At 42.9% G+C, this 18,342-nt stretch carries 17 protein-coding genes and 1 pseudogene; 15 read left to right on the plus strand and 3 right to left on the minus strand.

Going from position 1 to position 18,342, the window contains the following annotated elements:
• The first annotated feature begins 29 nt into the window (after positions 1–29).
• The 8 genes from OCV96_RS05370 (at position 30) to OCV96_RS05405 (ending at position 10,708) form a co-directional block, all read left to right on the plus strand.
• Entirely contained in the window at positions 30–1,010 is a 981-nt protein-coding gene (locus OCV96_RS05370) for a LacI family DNA-binding transcriptional regulator (RefSeq protein WP_118505356.1), read from the plus strand.
• A gap of 45 nt (positions 1,011–1,055) precedes the next feature.
• Positions 1,056–1,943: an ATP-binding protein gene (locus tag OCV96_RS05375; RefSeq protein ID WP_262593725.1), complete on the plus strand. Its 888-nt coding sequence runs from the start codon at positions 1,056–1,058 to the stop codon at positions 1,941–1,943.
• Positions 1,944–1,957: 14 nt separating this feature from the next.
• Positions 1,958–3,670 carry an alpha-amylase family protein gene (locus OCV96_RS05380; protein ID WP_227732687.1) on the plus strand — a complete coding sequence of 571 codons (1,713 nt, stop codon included), beginning with the start codon at positions 1,958–1,960 and terminating at the stop codon, positions 3,668–3,670.
• Positions 3,671–3,828: 158 nt separating this feature from the next.
• Complete coding sequence (cls, locus tag OCV96_RS05385) at positions 3,829–5,301, plus strand: cardiolipin synthase (protein ID WP_262593727.1); 1,473 nt, start codon at positions 3,829–3,831, stop codon at positions 5,299–5,301.
• A gap of 82 nt (positions 5,302–5,383) precedes the next feature.
• Positions 5,384–6,487: a trigger factor gene (tig, locus tag OCV96_RS05390; protein WP_227064280.1), complete on the plus strand. Its 1,104-nt coding sequence runs from the start codon at positions 5,384–5,386 to the stop codon at positions 6,485–6,487.
• Positions 6,488–6,570: 83 nt separating this feature from the next.
• Positions 6,571–7,962 (plus strand): asparagine--tRNA ligase, encoded by a 1,392-nt coding sequence (gene asnS / locus OCV96_RS05395; protein ID WP_117466426.1) that lies wholly within the window; start codon positions 6,571–6,573, stop codon positions 7,960–7,962.
• Between the two features lie 176 nt (positions 7,963–8,138).
• Complete coding sequence (locus OCV96_RS05400) at positions 8,139–9,392, plus strand: C40 family peptidase (RefSeq protein WP_262593729.1); 1,254 nt, start codon at positions 8,139–8,141, stop codon at positions 9,390–9,392.
• Between the two features lie 317 nt (positions 9,393–9,709).
• Complete coding sequence (locus OCV96_RS05405) at positions 9,710–10,708, plus strand: DUF5688 family protein (RefSeq protein ID WP_118538564.1); 999 nt, start codon at positions 9,710–9,712, stop codon at positions 10,706–10,708.
• A 90-nt stretch (positions 10,709–10,798) separates the two neighbouring features.
• Here the strand turns inward: OCV96_RS05405 and OCV96_RS05410 are convergent, their stop codons facing one another.
• Both OCV96_RS05410 and OCV96_RS05415 read right to left on the minus strand, forming a co-directional pair.
• On the minus strand, positions 10,799–11,041 hold the full coding sequence (locus OCV96_RS05410; RefSeq protein ID WP_262593730.1) for a polya polymerase: 243 nt from the start codon (positions 11,039–11,041) through the stop codon (positions 10,799–10,801).
• Between the two features lie 109 nt (positions 11,042–11,150).
• Positions 11,151–12,794 carry a sulfatase-like hydrolase/transferase gene (locus tag OCV96_RS05415; protein WP_227064276.1) on the minus strand — a complete coding sequence of 548 codons (1,644 nt, stop codon included), beginning with the start codon at positions 12,792–12,794 and terminating at the stop codon, positions 11,151–11,153.
• Positions 12,795–13,062: 268 nt separating this feature from the next.
• Here OCV96_RS05415 and OCV96_RS05420 point away from each other — a divergent pair, with 268 nt between their 5' ends.
• The 4 genes and pseudogenes from OCV96_RS05420 to OCV96_RS05435 all read left to right on the plus strand — a co-directional run.
• Positions 13,063–13,326: a DUF4160 domain-containing protein gene (locus OCV96_RS05420; RefSeq protein WP_227732704.1), complete on the plus strand. Its 264-nt coding sequence runs from the start codon at positions 13,063–13,065 to the stop codon at positions 13,324–13,326.
• Between the two features lie 13 nt (positions 13,327–13,339).
• Positions 13,340–13,648, plus strand: a complete 309-nt coding sequence (locus tag OCV96_RS05425; RefSeq protein ID WP_262593731.1) for a DUF2442 domain-containing protein — start codon at positions 13,340–13,342, stop codon at positions 13,646–13,648.
• A 51-nt stretch (positions 13,649–13,699) separates the two neighbouring features.
• A complete protein-coding gene (locus OCV96_RS05430) occupies positions 13,700–13,840 on the plus strand; it encodes a hypothetical protein (protein ID WP_262593732.1) in 141 nt (46 codons plus the stop codon).
• 78 nt (positions 13,841–13,918) lie between these two features.
• Positions 13,919–14,044 (plus strand): annotated as a pseudogene (locus tag OCV96_RS05435) (sporulation transcriptional regulator SpoIIID); the annotation flags it as partial.
• 96 nt (positions 14,045–14,140) lie between these two features.
• On the opposite strand, the gene OCV96_RS05440 reads toward OCV96_RS05435, so the two are convergent.
• The gene (locus OCV96_RS05440) at positions 14,141–14,449 is read right to left on the minus strand and encodes a helix-turn-helix domain-containing protein (RefSeq protein WP_262593733.1); all 309 of its coding nucleotides are present in this window, start codon (positions 14,447–14,449) and stop codon (positions 14,141–14,143) included.
• Between the two features lie 324 nt (positions 14,450–14,773).
• On the opposite strand from OCV96_RS05440, the gene OCV96_RS05445 reads away from it, so the two are divergent.
• The 3 genes from OCV96_RS05445 to OCV96_RS05455 all read left to right on the plus strand — a co-directional run bounded on the left by OCV96_RS05445 (position 14,774) and on the right by OCV96_RS05455 (position 18,191).
• Positions 14,774–15,883: a PASTA domain-containing protein gene (locus OCV96_RS05445; RefSeq protein ID WP_262593734.1), complete on the plus strand. Its 1,110-nt coding sequence runs from the start codon at positions 14,774–14,776 to the stop codon at positions 15,881–15,883.
• Between the two features lie 28 nt (positions 15,884–15,911).
• The gene (locus tag OCV96_RS05450; protein WP_262593735.1) at positions 15,912–17,633 is read left to right on the plus strand and encodes a class I adenylate-forming enzyme family protein; all 1,722 of its coding nucleotides are present in this window, start codon (positions 15,912–15,914) and stop codon (positions 17,631–17,633) included.
• Between the two features lie 249 nt (positions 17,634–17,882).
• Positions 17,883–18,191, plus strand: a complete 309-nt coding sequence (locus OCV96_RS05455; RefSeq protein ID WP_262593737.1) for a helix-turn-helix domain-containing protein — start codon at positions 17,883–17,885, stop codon at positions 18,189–18,191.
• The last annotated feature ends 151 nt before the right edge of the window (positions 18,192–18,342 follow it).

Genomic DNA, 18,342 nt, shown 5'->3' on the forward strand with positions numbered 1-18,342 from the left:
GCAAAAAAGTAAGATAAGGGGAAGGGAATATGCCAACAATCAAAGATGTAGCTGCAGAAGCAGGAGTGACCTCCACAACAGTATCCAGAGTATTGAATAATCGTGGATACATCAGTGAAGAGACGAGAGAAAAAGTATATTCTGCCATGGAAAAGCTGAACTATATGCCAAACGAAATGGCGAGAAATTTATCCCGGCAGAAGAGTGATTATATCGGGGTGATTCTCCCATCTGTAGAGCATCCTTACTTTAGCAAGGTCCTTCACTGGCTGGAGCATTATGTGACAAAACACAACTACAAGATAATGGTCTGTATTTCCGAGAACAGCAGGGAAAAAGAATTACAGTATATTGATCTGCTCTATTCACACAGAGTTCTTGGAATTGTTGTGTGCAGCCATATCGGAGAGACGATGGAACATCTGGATTCTAACTGTCCACTGATCTCTTTTGAGAGAGAAATTGCGGAAAACATTCCGGCAGTTCTTTGCGATAACTATCAGGGTGGTATTCTGGCGGCTAACCGGCTGTTTGATGCCGGATGCAGAAATATCGCAATTTTTAACCCGCCTACCAAGGAAAATATCCCTGCATATAGCAGAGAAAAGGCATTTATGAAGTGCTGCGAGGATAAAAAAATCAGTGGACGTGTGGTTTATACAGACAGGTTGGCTCCCTTATCAGAAGAATTCGGCAACAATATTTTGGAATTATTGAAAAAAAATTCGGATCTGGACGGAATTTTTGCAACAAGTGATGTAATGGCTGCAAATATTATCCGTGCATGCAAAAAAATGGGAAAACGTGTTCCGGAGGATATCTCTATTGTGGGATTCGATGATACCTGGATTTCCACACTGACGTATCCTTCCATTACGACCATTCATCAGCCGGTGCAGGAAATGTGTGAATATGCCATAGAAGCGATTGTGAAAAAAGTAAAGAGTGAAAAGGTTCCATCCCAGGTTGTATTTCCGGTAGAACTGATCGACCGGGAGTCCACAAAGTAAAATAATGACGATAAAGGAACAGATATGATAGAAAAAGGAACCATAATGGAAAGTGAAGCAGAACCGTCATCAAAGGAGCTACTGAAAATATATGATACTACGTTGGCAGAAAAACTGATGCAAAAGCTGCTCCCCATGATTGAAAACTGTGCGAAGCAGACACGTTCCGAAAAAGTAGTCGTTGCAGTAAGCGGAGGCTCCGGATCCGGAAAAACAGTGACGGCATTGTTACTTTCCTGCTTCCTGAAGGAAAAAGGGATAGAAAATTACATTCTGTCAGGAGATGCTTATCCGCATAGAATTCCAAAGTACAATGATGCGGAGCGGTTACAGATTTTCAGAGAAAATGCAATTGTGGGAATGCTGAAAGAGCAGACTTATACAGAAGAACGATGTACAATCATTCAGGAATTTCAAAAAGCCGGAAATGATGCGGATGAAAAACATGTCGGAAAATATTCATGGTATGAGTCTTATCTCAGAAACGGCAGAAGGGCTCTGGAAAATTATCTTGGCACGGAAAAGGAAATTAATTTTGAGGAAGTAAACAGATTGGTTCATGCGTTTAAAGCCGGCGGAGAAAAGCTATGGGTCAGACATATGGGACGCGAAGAGACAGAACTGTGGTATGAAGAGAAGGATTTCACCGGAATAAAAGTGCTGTTGGTGGAGTGGACACACAGCAACAGTGAATACTACAGCGGTGTGGATATCCCTATCTACCTTGACAGTACCCCCCAGGAGACATTGCAGAGCCGTCTGGAAAGAAACCGTGATCAATGGATAGACAACCCATTTACGATGATGGTACTGGATATTGAGCAGAAAATGCTGAAAAAGCAGTCTGAGAAAGCAAAACTTATTGTTACCCGGGACGGAACGGTGTTAGACCGGAAGGAATATGCGCAATTTGTTCCGAAGCTTCAGAAATAAAAAGGAAAGATGTTATGAACATAGGACCGATGTTGAATCTCTACCCGGATAGTCTGGGCGGAACCCTGGATGATGTTGTAGATTTTTTGAAAACGGAAGAGGCAGAGGGAGCATTTTCTTCCTGCTATATTCTGCCCAGTCTGTACCATGCGGATCTGGACAGAGGCTTTTCTGTGATTGATTATTCTCTGAACAAGATGTATGCTTCCGGCGAGACATTGGAAGCAATAAAAAAGCTTGGGATTGAATTGAAGCTGGATTTTATTCTGAATCATGCTTCGGTGTTGTCGAAGCAATTCCAGGATATCATTGCAAAAGGGGAAGAATCGGAGTACAAGGATTTCTTCATTAATTGGAATGAATTCTGGAAGGACTGCGGAGAAATGACGGAGCAGGGATATATCCTTCCAGAAGAAAAGTATCTGAAAAAGATGTTTTTCCGGAAACCGGGACTCCCCATTCTTATGGTGCGTTTCCCGGATGGGAGAGAGATCCCTTACTGGAATACTTTTTATCAGGAAGTGAACTATCCCAAAGTCAGTGCTCAGGAACTTATGAAAGCTGCCGATCTGCAATACATGCAGGCAGAGATCATTGCACAGGAACTGTCCATGGGCTGTCCGGAAGGGAAAAAGCCGGCGGATATTTTGCAGGAAATCGTTCTGGAGCGAAAAGCAGGAAGGCTGACAAAAGAACAGATTACAACGATCTGGAATTACATGGAGCAGCACCGGTATTATCTTGGTCAGATGGATCTGAATATCCAGTCGCCAAAGGTGTGGGAGTACTACCGTGAAGTATTAAAGACACTGGCAGGGTATGGTGCCAAAATTGTGAGACTGGATGCATTTGCCTATGCACCGAAGAAACCGGGAGAACGGAATTTTTTGAATCAGCCGGACACCTGGGAACTGCTTAACAAAATAAAACAGATTGCGGAACCGTACGGTATGGAACTTCTGCCGGAGATCCATGAAAGCTATAGTGAAAAAATATATGAGAAGATAGCAGAGCAGGGATATGTCACCTATGACTTCTTTCTGCCGGGACTCATTATAGATGCCCTGGAATCGGGGAACGGAGAACATCTGGCCGGATGGGCACAGGAGCTGATCGATAAAAATATCAGAACCGTGAATATGCTTGGCTGTCACGATGGGATTCCACTGTTGGATCTCAAAGGAATTCTGGCGGAGGACCGGATTCAGAAACTGATCGACATTATTGTCTCCCGTGGGGGATATGTGAAGGATCTTCACGGTCAGAAAAACATTTACTATCAGGTGAATGCAACCTACTTCAGTGCATTGGGCGAAGATGAGAGAAAGATGCTCCTTGCGAGAGCCTTGCAGATATTTATGCCGGGCAAACCGCAGATCTGGTATCTGGATCTGTTCGCCGGAAAGAACGACTACGAAGCGGTGAAAAAGGCAGGTCCCGGAGGACATAAGGAGATCAATCGGACAAATCTGACGACAGCACAGATATGCAGTGGTTTGAGTAAGCCGATTGTAAAGCAGCAACTGGAGTTGCTGCGATTCCGGAATTCCTGCCCGGCGTTCTCGGAAGAAAGCCGGATCAAAGTAAGCAGTGAAGGATCCCAGATCTGCTTTGTATGGGAACATCAGGGCTGTACTGCACAGCTGAAGGCAAATCTGCAGGATTGTTCCTATGGGATTGAATTCTGCGATCAGGATAGAAAGAGAACACTCATCACAGAGGGATAAAATATCACGGCCGGAGACCGCCGGCTTGAATACAAAAGATAAGAAGAGACTGAGAATGTTGATTTTTTCGGCATTTGTCAGTCTCTTTTGCTGGAAAGAAGGTTTGCATTATGATATATTGAGGAAAAGGGATGTTTTTCATCTGAAGGGGCAGTATTATGAGTGAAGCATTTGAGATCGTAAAGACAGGAATAGATTTTTTCTGCAGCCATCTGGTATTTTTTAATATGCTGTTTGCCATCGTGATCGTGTTTTTTCAGAGACGGGATCCAAAGAGTGTGTGGGCATGGCTGCTTTTGTTGTATTTTATACCGGTACTGGGATTCGTGTTCTATCTGTTACTGGGGCAGGATATGCACAAGCGGAAAATGTTCCGGATCAAAGAGGTGGAGGATCACATCAGCAAAGATATAAGACAGCAGGAGTACCGGCTGAGATCCCGGGATGTCCAGGAGCTGGATGAGAATATCCGGGGGTATGAGGATCTGGTCATGTATAATCTGGAGGCCGGAGAAGCCATGCTGACGAAGGACAACGATGTGGATATCTTCATCGACGGCAATGAGAAATTCCGGGCGCTGATGGAAGATCTGCGGAATGCGGAGCATTTTATCCATATCCAATACTACATTATTAAAAACGACGTATTATTCAATCAGATCAAGGATATTCTGATCGAGAAGGCGGCACAGGGTGTGGAGGTCCGGGTTCTGTTCGATGCCATGGGCTGTCGTTCCGTGCGGCACAGCTACTGGAAATGGCTGAATGAAAAGGGTGTGCAGACCGCGGAATTTTTCCCGGCGATCCTGCGGAGGCTTCAGCTTCGTATCAATTACCGCAACCACAGGAAAATTGTGGTCGTTGACAATAAAGTGGCTTACGTGGGCGGATTTAATGTCGGGAAGGAATATATTGATCTGGATGAAAAGTTTGGACACTGGAGAGATACCCATCTGCGGATTTGCGGCAGTGCGGTACTGGGGCTCCAGGTGCGATTTATTTTAGACTGGAATTATGCGGCAGGAGAGAACCTGTTTTTGCGCCCGGAACTGTTCCGGGGGATCGAAGCCGGTACGAGGGATTTCTGTGATCTGCAGATTATCAGCAGTGGTCCGGATAAGACGACTCAGCAGATCCATGATAATTACCTGCGTCTGATCAACAAGGCACAGAAAAGCATTTATATCCAGACTCCGTATTTTATCCCGGATGAGGCGATCCTGAATGCCCTGATGATCGCGGTGAAGTCCGGGATCGAAGTGAACATTATGATCCCATGTATGCCAGATCACCCGTTTGTCTATTGGGCCACCTATTCTTATCTTGGCGATATGGTCATGGCCGGGGCCAACTGTTATACCTATAACAACGGTTTTCTACACAGCAAGGGCATGATCGTGGATGACAGAGTACTGTGTTACGGAACAGCGAACATGGACATCCGCAGCTTTGCGTTGAATTTTGAGGTAAATGCGGTGGTATATGATGAAAAAAAGGCGTGGGAAATGGTGGAAATATTTCACAGGGATCTGGAAGTCTGCCGTCAGATCACCCGGGATTATTACACGGGAAGGAACCTGAAGATCCGCATAAAAGAGCAGGTCTGCCGGTTATTGTCACCCTTGTTATAGCCCGGTGGATGTGTTATAATGGGCGGTGCTATGATGCATTTCGCATGGTAGGCACAAAATGAAAGGTATAGGAAGTATTAGAATGAAGAAAAAGACATTAGGATTTCTGGCAGCGGTTTTAAGCATGTGTATGCTGGCGGGCTGCGGAGCAAAGGATACAGGAGACGGCACGGATGCAGCGACCGGCGCCGGAGCAGAAAGTACTGCATTGAAGGATATGGATGTGGACAAGTATGTGACACTGGGCGAGTACAAGGGGCTGGAAGTATCCGTAGACACCGTGGAAGTAGATGAGGATGAGTGGGACAGTCTGGTCAATAATGTATATTATGAAAATATTACCGCAGAGAACGGCGGGATTATGGATCGTGCCGTGGAGACCGGAGACACCGTAAACATCGATTACGAAGGCAAAAAGGATGACGTGGCATTTGACGGCGGTACCGCACAGGGATACGATCTGACCATCGGTTCCGGAAGCTTTATTGCCGGATTCGAGGATGGACTGATCGGCGTGATGCCCGGAGAGACAGTGGATCTGAATCTTACATTCCCGGAGAATTACGGAAAATCCGATCTGGCAGGACAGGCTGTGGTATTTACGGTAACGGTAAATTATATTCAGCCCGCACAGGATGGGGAATTCAGTGATGAAGTCATCAGTAACTTCGGTATCGATGGTGTGACGAACGAGGAAGAACTCCGTCAGTACGCTTATGATTATCTGAATGAGAATGCACAGCAGAATTATGAGACCAATGTACAGCAGGCAGTGATGGATGCATTTATGGCAAACAACACTTTTACCTCCGTACCGGAAGCACTGGTACAGAAATATTCCGATGCCGCAGAGAGCAGCATCACCTCCATGGCATCTTCTTACGGCGTGGACGCAGACACATTTACCCAGTATTATTATGGACAGGATCTGGCATCTTTCCTGGCTACCTATTCTGAGGAGGCAGCAAAGCAGGATATTGCCCTGCAGGCAGTGGCCAACAGAGAAAACCTGAACATCAGTGATGAAGAACTGGATCAGATCCTGCTGGATCGTGCTACAGCAGCAGGCTATGACACTATCGAGGAGTATATCGGCGAGACCTCCAAGGAAGACTACAGAGAGTATTTCCTCTATGATAAAGTGACAGATTATCTGGTAGAGAACGCAAAGATCACCAACAATTAAATTTTAAAAATAGTATGTGACCGGCGAATAGGATGCGGGCCGGTTCAGATAGAGCACGTCGCAGCGTGCGGATAGGAAAAATTATGGAATTAACAGACATCAGAGAACTTCACCGGGAAAAGGACGTCTATATCGGCAAGGAGATCACCGTAGGCGGCTGGGTGAGGAACAATCGTGACTCCAAGAACTTCGGTTTCCTGGTGATCAACGACGGAACCTTTTTTGAGCCTTTGCAGGTAGTATATGGTGACGGACTTGCGAACTTCCAGGAGATCTGCAAGATCAATGTAGGTGCGGCAGTTGTGATCCGCGGCACCATCGTGGCTACCCCCGAGGCAAAGCAGGCATTTGAGATGCAGGCAGCGGAAGTGATCGTGGAAGGACCTTCTACTGCGGATTATCCCTTACAGAAAAAGCGTCACTCCTTTGAGTATCTGCGTACCATCTCTCATCTGAGAGCACGTACCAATACTTTCCAGGCAGTGTTCCGTGTCAGATCCCTGATCGCTTATGCAATCCACACCTTCTTCATGGAGAGAGGATTTGTCTATGTGCATACTCCTCTGATCACCAGCAGTGACTGTGAAGGTGCCGGTGAAATGTTCCAGGTGACCACTCTGGATATGAACAATGTACCTAAGACAGAAGACGGCAAAGTAGATTACACCCAGGACTTCTTCGGTAAGCCTGTAAACCTGACCGTAAGCGGACAGCTGGATGTAGAGACTTATGCTTTTGCATTCAAGAACGTATATACTTTCGGACCGACTTTCCGTGCCGAGAATTCCAACACCACCCGTCATGCGGCAGAGTTCTGGATGATCGAGCCGGAGATCTGTTTTGCAGATCTGAAGGATGATATGATCCTGGCAGAGAGCATGTTAAAATATGTGATCCGCTATGTGCTGGAAAATGCGCCCGAAGAGATGGCATTCTTCAATCAGTTCGTGGATAAGGGACTGATCGAAAGATTGCAGCATGTGGTCAACTCGGATTTCGGTCATGTGACCTACACTGAGGCTATCAAGATCCTGGAGAAGCACAACGATGAGTTCGATTACAAGGTATTCTGGGGATGCGATCTGCAGACCGAGCATGAGAGATACCTGACCGAGAAGGAATTTAAGAGACCTGTATTCGTAACCGATTATCCGAAGGAGATTAAGGCATTCTACATGAAGTTGAACGAGGATGGCAAGACTGTGGCTGCTATGGACTGCCTGGTACCCGGTATCGGCGAGATCATTGGCGGCAGCCAGCGTGAAGACAATCTGGAGATCCTGGAGAAGCGTATGGAAGAGCTGGGACTGAATAAGGAAGATTATCAGTTCTATCTGGATCTGCGCCGCTACGGCTCCGCACGTCATGCAGGCTTCGGACTGGGCTTCGAGCGCTGTGTAATGTATATCACCGGAATGGGCAATATCCGTGACGTTATCCCCTTCCCTCGTACCGTAAATAACTGCGACCTATAATATATGATGCTAATCCCACGATATGCGAATATTGGGTAGGGTGCTATCCAGTGGCACATGTTTAGCACGGACCGAAGCGGAGCGGAGAAGTGGGAGTGCGTAGCACGGAACAATCCGTAGGCATCCAAGCCCGGGACTTTTGAGCCTGACATTATTGTAATGGAGTAACTCTACCTATGAAGAAAAAAACTGCTGGCAGAAAAGTAAATAGAGCAAAAAGAAAGTTTTTATGTTATTTTCTTCTGGCAGCGGTGACGCTGACAGCCACCGGCTCTGTCTGGGAATCTCCCGCGGAGACGGTGCAGGCAGCACCTTCCATGAGTGATCTGCAGAACAACATTAAAGAACATCAGAACCAGCTGAACAATATCAACAGCCAGATCAATTCCCTGCAGGATGAACAGGATCTGGTGCAGGAGAAGATTGATGACCTGAATGCGGAGATCATCAACACCATGACCAGTATCGGCATGAAGGAAGATGAGATCGCAGCGAAGGAAACGGAACTTGCCGACAAGCAGATCCAGATTGATCAGACCCAGGAAGAGTACAATATTGCCAAGGCGCAGGAAGAACAGCAGCATGACGATATGGTCAGTCGGATGCGCATGATGTATGAAAATGATTCTTCGGAGAATTATGTGAACCTTCTGTTACAGGGCGGTGGCCTGAGTGGTATGCTGAACCGGATGGACTTCGTGGAGAGCGTTTACGAGTATGACCGTCAGAAACTGCAGGAATACGAGGAGACCAAGGAACAGGTACTGGCGCTGTGGAACCAGCTGGAAGAAGAGAAGACCCAGCTGCAGGTCGATAAGGATCAGCTGGAAGCCGATAAGGCGGATCTGGAGAACCAGAAATCGGAACTGGATGTGATGCTGGCCAAGAAAAAGCAGGAATCCGCCAACTATGATGCGGAGATCAAGAAGGCAAAGCAGGAGGCTTCCGTAGCGAAGGCACTGTTGCAACAGGAACAAAAACAGTTAAAACAGCTGCAGGCGAAGGCACAGCAGGGAAATACTGCCGCAGCCACCGGCACTTATGCAACGACCAATTATACCTCAGTCATCGAAAGTGCCTCCGGCAGTGATATGGGAAAGCGTCTTGCAAAATATGCCTGTCAGTACATAGGTAATCCGTATGTGGCGGGCGGTACCAGCCTGACGAATGGTGCGGATTGTTCCGGATTTACCTTCCGCGTCTACAGTGATTTCGGTTACAGCATTCCCCGTACGTCCTATGAGCAGAGAAGCTGCGGTACCGGTGTGGACTACAGCAATGCACAGCCGGGAGATCTGATCTGTTATGACGGTCATGTGGCTATGTATATTGGCGGCGGGCTGATCGTGCATGCCAGCACACAGCGTACTGGTATCAAGATCAGCAATGCCAATTACCGTCCGATCCTGGCAGTACGACGCGTTGTGTAATTTCATATTTGACATTTGTAAAGTCCCTGTTTTTGCGGAAAACGGGGACTTTTTTTCTTTTTGAAATTATTTTTTCGTGAAATTTGACAAAAGATATCCTTGGTGAAATCGCATATAGACAAAGCAATCTATCTATGATAGGGTGGAGTTATCCGAAATCCGGATGGTTTCGGAAACTGTAAATCTCTGAAATAAGAATTCTAAATAGGCCGTTCGGCCGGGATTTCCAACGATTTTTTTAATAGTACCTTTTATTTTTGTACGCAAATTTACGGATCAGTTCTCTGCTTTTGCAGGGAGAAAATAATGGGGGATCAATGACATACGAAGAATTTAAGAAGGAATTGCGTTGGAATGTGCAGAACATGGAAACGGCACGGGGCAAGACCATACGCCTGCTGGAACGGCACATGGTATGCGGTGATCCGATGGCGGTTCATATCATGAATATTATGAACCGATGTATGTATGGAAGAGAACAGATCATGATACGTGAAGATATGCTCTGCGCATTATGGATGCGTGGAAAAAGAGAATATATACAGCACTGGCTGATACGGCCTTTGTATGAGCGATACGGACAGGAAGGATGGCAGAGTATTTTACCGGAGATCTCGGCGGGCCTGACGGAGGACGATGAAGAAGAGGACATCGTACTCTCCGGGGAGAATCTGAGCTATGCTGTCTGCAGAAGGCATATGATCGTGCGTCCGGTGAATTATGAACGGTGCAGGCAGGAGCTTGGCAATGCCATCTATCGTAAGATTGGAGATGTGGCGCTGGTGCTGCATCTGTTGACCAGTGAGAAGACCGGAAGCAGTCTGACCATACAGGTGTCCCGCGGTATGGTACTGCCATGGAAGCTTACGGAAGACCAGTTGATCACGGAAGCCATGATGAACACCTGCCGCAAGATGCCGCCCAGATTGTTTCTGGGAGATGACAGGAGAAAGTTTTTTCCCTATGAGGAAGGCATTCTGCTGCCGGAAGAGGAAGGGCGTCAGACCTGGATCAGCCCCTGGAACCACAGGGAGGGACAGAGAGGATATCTCCTCACCACTACTGCCAGAATCCATGGGGCTGTGGCCTTTTTCTATCCCGGGGTAAAAGCAATCCTGGCGGAGAAACTGGGCGGGGACTACTATGTAGTCTTTCCAAGCGTACATGAAGCAATCCTGCATCCCGTAGACTGCACCGGTGTACAGGAGATCCGTTCCTCCGTACAGCATATCAATGCCGTCTACGGAGAAGGAGAGATGCTGTCTGACCGGATCTTCTGCTACCACAAAAACCGGAGATTGCTGCAGCTGCTGTGAAACTACATCTTAAAGTAACAACAAAAGCACTCCCGGTTTGATCATTAATGGGAGTGCTTTGTTATTATAGTATATTATTTATAAGTGAAACTATTGTACACCGGGATTTTCAATCAGGAAATTCATGAATTTTCCCTCATCAGAGCTGTCTGAGCAGAATAACTCAAGTTCATCACCATGCTGACCAAGCAAAGCAGCAATGGCAATATATTGGGAAAGTTTGCTCTTCAGATTAAAAATATCACCGTCTACGGATCTTAAAGTAACATCCCCTTTACAACTGTCAACAATAGCAAGAAACTCGTTTACCTGTTCGATTTTTGATAATTTCATAAGAACCTCCTTCTCGTATGTACGTGCAATATTTGTTAAAAACAAGGCTGTTATAAACATTATACCTTTTAGAGAAGATAATGCAAGTGATTATTTCGGAGTGAGACCATTATGGTGTGATTTCCACACCGGTGAAGTACATCGTGTCTACATCTCCGGCATATCCGGTCTGCATATACTCATAAAAATGAGTGGGCTCATCGTAATCATAGAACAGGAAACGTCGTTCTCTGGCATCTCCTTCCTTGTAATCAAAGATGGCATCCCCCTGTTTGCCATCCAGAAGTCGTGTGTAGGCTTCCAGATAATCAGATTGGGAAATGGGAGCAGAGGAAATCTGTAGCTCATCATAATGCTCACCGACACCCTTTACGAACAGAATAGGATGCTGCCGTTTCTCGGAACTGTCATCATCCTCAATGTTGTATCCGTGGTCCGACAGGATCATAATGGCCGTATTATCATAGACACCGCTGTCTTTCAGTTTTTGCAGATACGTAGCCACGATTGTCATGCTGGCTTCAATGCTTTGTTCGTAGGTGCCGTTTTCAATCTCGTTCATCTGTGCATCCTGATGCCAGGGACTGTGGGCGCCTACCAGATGGATGAATCTGAAGCATTTGTCATCGGTCAGTGTTACCGGTGTCTTTTTCAGGTAGGTATAGAAGACCTGATTGTCGGAAGAAAAGAGTTCGTAATCACTGATATCATCGGTCTTCTCCAGTGAATTGAATTCCGCCGGGATGGTGAGGCAGAAGCGTTTGAGATCAAAAGGCATGTATTTGAATCCGACCAGCTTGATTTCCAGTTTCATAAATTGTGCAATGGAAGAGATCGTGGGGGTCGTGTCGATCATATTTTCAAATCGGAACATGCTTTCTTCCAGACGGTAAGCGTCCTCCTCATACATTCCCATGCGGTATCCTCTGGCTTCCAGATCATCAAAGAAAGGAGCTTCCCGATAGACTCTCTTTGCATATTCGATAAATTCTTCCTGATCCTCATACCATTCGCCGGAGAAGAGGTAAGGAATTGAATATACGGTGAATGGATAGGCCGACATCGTATTATTATAATAAGTAAAATCAGAAAGAGTTTCCTTATATTCGGGATGGTGTTCGATCACCTGTGACATGATGTCTCCGTCTACTGTGTCCAGAACCAGAAGTACAAGGTTTTGATCGGTAGACATTTCCAGTTCCCCATAGGTGGTGTTGATCATAGAAAATTTGTGTTCCAGGCCCTGTTTTGTGAACCCTAGCGTTACAAGAGTCACCAACAGAACCAGACTGATCAGCCCGCTGACAGTACCTGCTGCATCTGCCACCTTTGTAAGGGACAGCTTTTTCACCGCCAGTATCACCAGAACCGTGACTGCCACCCAGAGAGCAACGGAGCCGATACGCAATCCGGAATACTGTGCCCAATCCACCGTACTTCCATCCAGGTGAGGCAGATTGCCTATCATGAAATTGCCCTGAATATAAGTGCAGAGGAACGCAATCAGATAAACTGTGAGAAATCCATGATATAGCCTGGTATTTATCTTCGAAACGATGAAAGCCAGCAGGAAGCTGACACCCGTAAATACCGCAAACATCAACAGACAGAGCGGGATCAGATCATAAAAATCAAACCAGAATTCATATTTGTTATTAAAATAAATTTCCAATGGAGCATAAAGAAACAACATAAATCCTGCCGCAACAGAAAGTAAACCGGCGGAACGCAGCCGGAGCTTTGACTCTTTCACAAAAAAACCCTCCCGTATGTTCAAAATGGATACTTGCAAAGTACAACTATTATATTTTGAAACAAAATAATTGTCAAATAGCGGCTTAATTGTCAGGATGCATAACCCCTCAGATACTTTCATAAACTGTAAAAAAGTATCCTGAGGGGTTTTCCTTTGAAAGAATATTACCTGGCTCATAAAATAAAAATGGGAAAAATAGATTCTTTGACTTTTGAAATATAATGGGAAATGGTATAATAATACAAAAGAAACGAGGAGGAGAACAATGCCGGAACTCAGCAGATTTGGTGGAATGGTTATTTATATGCTGTTTATGGATACAAAACAGCATAATAAGCCTCATGTACATGTGTATTATGGAGATTATGAGGCTGCTGTAGGAATTGACGGGGAATTATTGGCAGGAGCTCTTCCCAAAAAACAACTAAAAATGGTGGTCGGGTGGCTGGCATTCCATGAGGAGGAAGCATATAAAGCATGGAATCTGGCAGTACGTGGTGAACATTTTGATAAGATTGCTCCCATGTAAGGAGGTACTTTGAATGTATATTATTGATGATGTATGTTACGCAGGAGAGAAAACACAGAATATCAAAGTAAAAGAAGCGAAGGTTTTACGTGGGGGTATGTTATTACTCACGTTTTCTACAGGAGAGCAACGGCTTTTTGATACAACGCTATTGAAGGGATCAGCGTTTGAACCATTGAAGGATGAAAAGGTATTAGAAGATTTTAATATTTTTCATGGTGTTATGACATGGATGAACGGAGACATTGATATTGCTCCAGAGACGATGTATGCTGATAGCTATCCATATACAGCCCAAAGTGTAAGTATTGCAGTTGGATAAGGAATGTTTTAATGTAAGACAGGCTCATAGTAGGAAATCAAGGAAAAGCACATGAACGAAAAAACACAAGAAAATATTAAAACAGAGGATAGTAAGCTACTCTATGAAAAACTTGCCGAAGGTATCAGTAGCATGAAAGCCGGTGAAGTATACACCATAGAAGAAGCCTGGCAGGAAATCGACCAGCTATAATGAAATCAAACAGAATCCCTATCATAACCCCTCAGATACTTTCATACACTGTAAAAAAGTATCCTGAGGGGTTTTCCTTTGAAAGACTATATTGAAGAACGAGCTATAGGGATAGCCAACTATATCATCGACCACAATGCCACAGTGCGGCAGACCGCAAAAGCGTTCGGTATCTCGAAGAGCACGGTACATACAGTGGTAACAAAACAGAATGCTTAAAGAAGATATTAAAAAGGCAGTTCATTTGGAATATAGAATAGATAAAAAGAAGGATAACTGTGAACACGGTTATCCTTCTTTTTATAGTTGCTCAAGGAATGCCAGTAGTGCATTATACTGTTCGGAATTCAATTTAGAAGAAGCAGTTAACAGTGCGGATTGCTTTTCTGTAAGATGGATTGCCTGATCTTCATTTTCCAGGAAAAACTGTGAAACTGTAATTCCGAAAGCATCACATATTTTTACAAGAGAAGGAATCGTAGGAAGCATTTGCTTACGATACCAGGAAGAAATAGTGGACTGCGTAAGTCCGGAATGTTCTGCAAGCTGATATTCTGTCCAATGATGTGATTCTCTTAATTCTGTTATACGTTCCAGTACATTTATCATCTTTATCACCATACTTAGTTTATGCGTTAATTATAGTAAATATTATCGTTGTAAAAGAATACTAAAAGACGTATAATAAAAACGACAATAAGAAGCATAGAGAATGATTAAAGAGATGTAGTAACATTTTTGTAAATAAATCTATAGGACAAGAGTGCTGGAGTATGATTTATCACACTAAAAATGTTATTTCTCAGCAGGAAGCGTTTGAATTTTGGACAAATTGATTCCGAGTTCAAAGAACGCATTTTTATATCGTACGGAATATGAAAGAAGGAAAAGGGTTTTTACAGAAAATGACATCTGATAAAGGGGGGAGATACTATGAGAGAAATGTTTTTAAGAGCGATATTGACAGTAGATGAAACAATGAACATGGTGACAATGATTTTGTCTATTGTGAGTGGAATATTGGCAATTGTTGCAGAATTTAGAATTCGTTCACGAAGAAATAAAAAGAGCTGGGTTGTAAAATTGATTATTATTGTGTCAATCATAGTGGTTACTTGTACTGTTGTGCGAAAAAATATTACACAGGTGCCGGATATAGTAGGAAAGACTTATAGTGATGCCTGTAATACTCTTAGTAATAATGACCTGAGCTATAATCTGGTGTTAGATAATGGTATTTATGTTATGGAACAGGACCCGGTTGCCGGAACAATTGTTGAAAAGAATTCTCGTGTGGAGTTGGTTACAGAGCCAATAGGAAATAATGCTGAAGTGAAACGCATATGGGAAGAAAGCTTAAATGTTTCCTATGGTAATGTTGCGGTAACGTTTAAAGATACAAATATAATATTAGAAGATGCCGGAAAAACAGTACAATGCTACGGTAACGTATTGAAAGACTATACTGTAAAAAAGGCATATTTATTGGAAAAAACGGTAGGCGTTGAATACCATGACTATATATTACAAGATAACGTTATGATTTTTAAAAATATTCCGCAGGGAATTCCTTTTCAGTTGATAGTTTTGTTGGAAGGTTATGAGGAGGCAAGCACGGAAGTAACAATCTCTTCACAAAATATGGAAGGCGGTACTTATCACTTTACCTGGGCAATGATGAGTGATCATACAGAGACACTGTTGCCGATTATATTCTATGTGGCAGATGGTGATAAGAGCACAGTTAATAATGTGAAATATTTGTCGGATGTCCAATTATGGGTACAATGGCCTGACGAAACAGTATGGAATGGGGATTACTATACAGATAGAGAAGGTGCATTCCCTTATGGAATATTGATTAACAGAGATCAAACAATCCGGGTCAAATTAAAAGATCCCTTTGAAAATGGAAATGAATATGAATGCGAACTTACACTGCATGTACCAGAGATAGGTGAAGCTAATCCCAAAAGTATTATTTTTGTGAAGAAGAATGGAAGCTGTAATGTAGTCAGCACAGATGAATACTTTATGTGGTAACAATAGATGATGTTAGGAGAAAATTCAAATGAAAAAAGAAGCAAGAAACGAAATGACAGGTTATCCCTCTATAGATAGACCATGGTTGAAATACTATAGTGATGAGGCAATCAATGTGGAAATTCCCCATATGACGGCCTATGATTATATTTGCCTTTGTAATAAAAATAGATTAAATGAAACGGCAATTAATTATTTTGGAAGACTAATCACTTACGAAGAACTGTTTCATAAAATAAATAAGTGTGCCAGTCAGTTTGCGCAATTAGGAGTAGGAAAAGGGGATATTGTCAGTATTTGCATGCCAACAACAGTAGAAACAATAGTGGCATTTTATGCGCTTAATAGCATAGGGGCAATTTCAGATATGCTGGATCCACGATCCAATAAAGATCAATTGAAATTTTACTTGAAGGAAAATGAATCAGAAATTTTGGTGCTATTTGATGCCTGTTATTTTAAAATTAAGGAAATTATATCTGAGACAAATATTCAAAAAGTGATATTGGTTTCGGCGGCGGATTCAATGCCAACAGTTACTAAGATAGGATACTACATAAAAAACAGGAAAAAGCAAAAGAAATCGCTACATGATGATTTGTTTATTACATGGAAGAAATTTTGTGAATTAGAGGAGAACAATAAGGGTAAAGTAGTAGAATACGAAAAAAATAAGTCGGCTCTATTGGTTCATTCTAGTGGAACGGTGGGAACGCCCAAGGGAATTTTATTATCAAATGATAACTTGAATGCACTAGCATTTCAGTATAAACTTACTTCGCTGGAATTAAATAGAAGGGAGAGATTTTTGACGGCAATTCCAGCATTTGCAGCATTTGGAATGGTTGCGTCTGTACATTTGCCGCTGTCATTAGGACTATATACTATAGTGCAACCTAGAGTTACTGCAGAGAATATGGTTAAATTGTGTTTAAAATATAAACCTAATCACTGCAATACAGTACCTCATAATTATGAAGTTTTAACGTCTAGCAAAACGGTGAAAGATCTTTCTTTTTTCCACAATTTGGGTTGTGGTGGAGATATGATTAACGAGAATTTAGAAAAGAAGATAGAAGATGAGTTAATCCGTAAAAAATCTAAAGGAAAATTGTATAAAGGTTGGGGAATGTCGGAACTTGCATCTACGGCAACTTTAGAAATGCCTACATGTAGAAAGATAGGAAGTGTAGGCATACCTTTGGTAAAAAATATAATCAGTATTTTTGAGCCGGGAACGGATAAAGAATTAACATATGATGAGCAAGGAGAAATATGTGTAACCGGTCCAAGTGTTATGTTGGGGTATTTTAAAAATAAAGAATTAACGGATAAAGTGTTACAACGACATAAGGACGGTAAAGTGTGGTTACATTCCGGAGATATAGGTCATATGTCTAAACAGGGAGTGCTTACTATAGATAGTAGGATGGAGAGAATGATTATCAGATTTGATGGTTTTAAAATATTTCCACCTTCGATTGAGAATGTCATAACTCAGCATCCAGATATTGAAGAATGTGCAGTTATCGGGATAGAGGATAACGCAAATGGCAAGGTCCCGAAAGCATTTTTGGTAATGAAACATGAGTGCAAAAGAGATACGGGAATTATAGAGGGTGAGATTAGGGAATTATGTACTACAAAATTGGCTGAAAGAGCAGTTCCTTACTATTTTGAATTTATAGATGAATTACCAATGACAATGATGGGAAAGGTGGATTATAGGAAGTTAGAAAAAGAATATTAAAAGCGTTTATAACAAAGGGTAATTATCATAATAAAATAGCGAATGTCTTTGAAAATGGCACATGAAAAAGAGTGTAATATAAAATCTTTTTCATGTGCTTTTATTGTTTTGATGTCTTTAAACAGGTGCGCTTGTAATGTTTTTTAGTAAAAGTATTTGCGTGTCAAAAATCAAATTGACACATTTGCAGTCAGCAATTATAATAGTGCCATAAACCAAAATGACACACAAAAGGATGGAGGGACATTTGTGATAAGCATTTTAGAGGAAGCAATGACGCACATTGATGAATTGGAAATAGAAAATGAAGAACTTAGGGCTGAAATAGAGCGTCTTAAGGCACGTAATTTAGGAGGACGTAAAAGGCATAATGCGGCATGGATGGCTTCTTATCAGGAATTTGCAATTAAGTATGAAGCGGGTATGACAATTATGGAAATTGTAAAAGAAGGTCAAATCAGCCGAAGGACAGCGTATCGTTATAGGGCATATTATGATGAAATGATAAATCAAGTGCAGGAATCTGCTATGTCGGATAAAGGATGTATTTATAATTGAAAAAAGAAACGGGCAAGCCACAACAATAAGTGCGGTGAAAACCCATTTCTTGATTAGAATGGTAGCAAGAAGATGTTTGATTGTCAAGAACTATGTAAAAATATAATTGTGAATAAGGGGATATTAGGATGCAAAAACTTATGTCAAAGGA

Origin of the sequence: Waltera acetigignens, from assembly GCF_025567015.1 — a bacterium.
Lineage (GTDB): Bacteria > Bacillota > Clostridia > Lachnospirales > Lachnospiraceae > Acetatifactor > Acetatifactor acetigignens.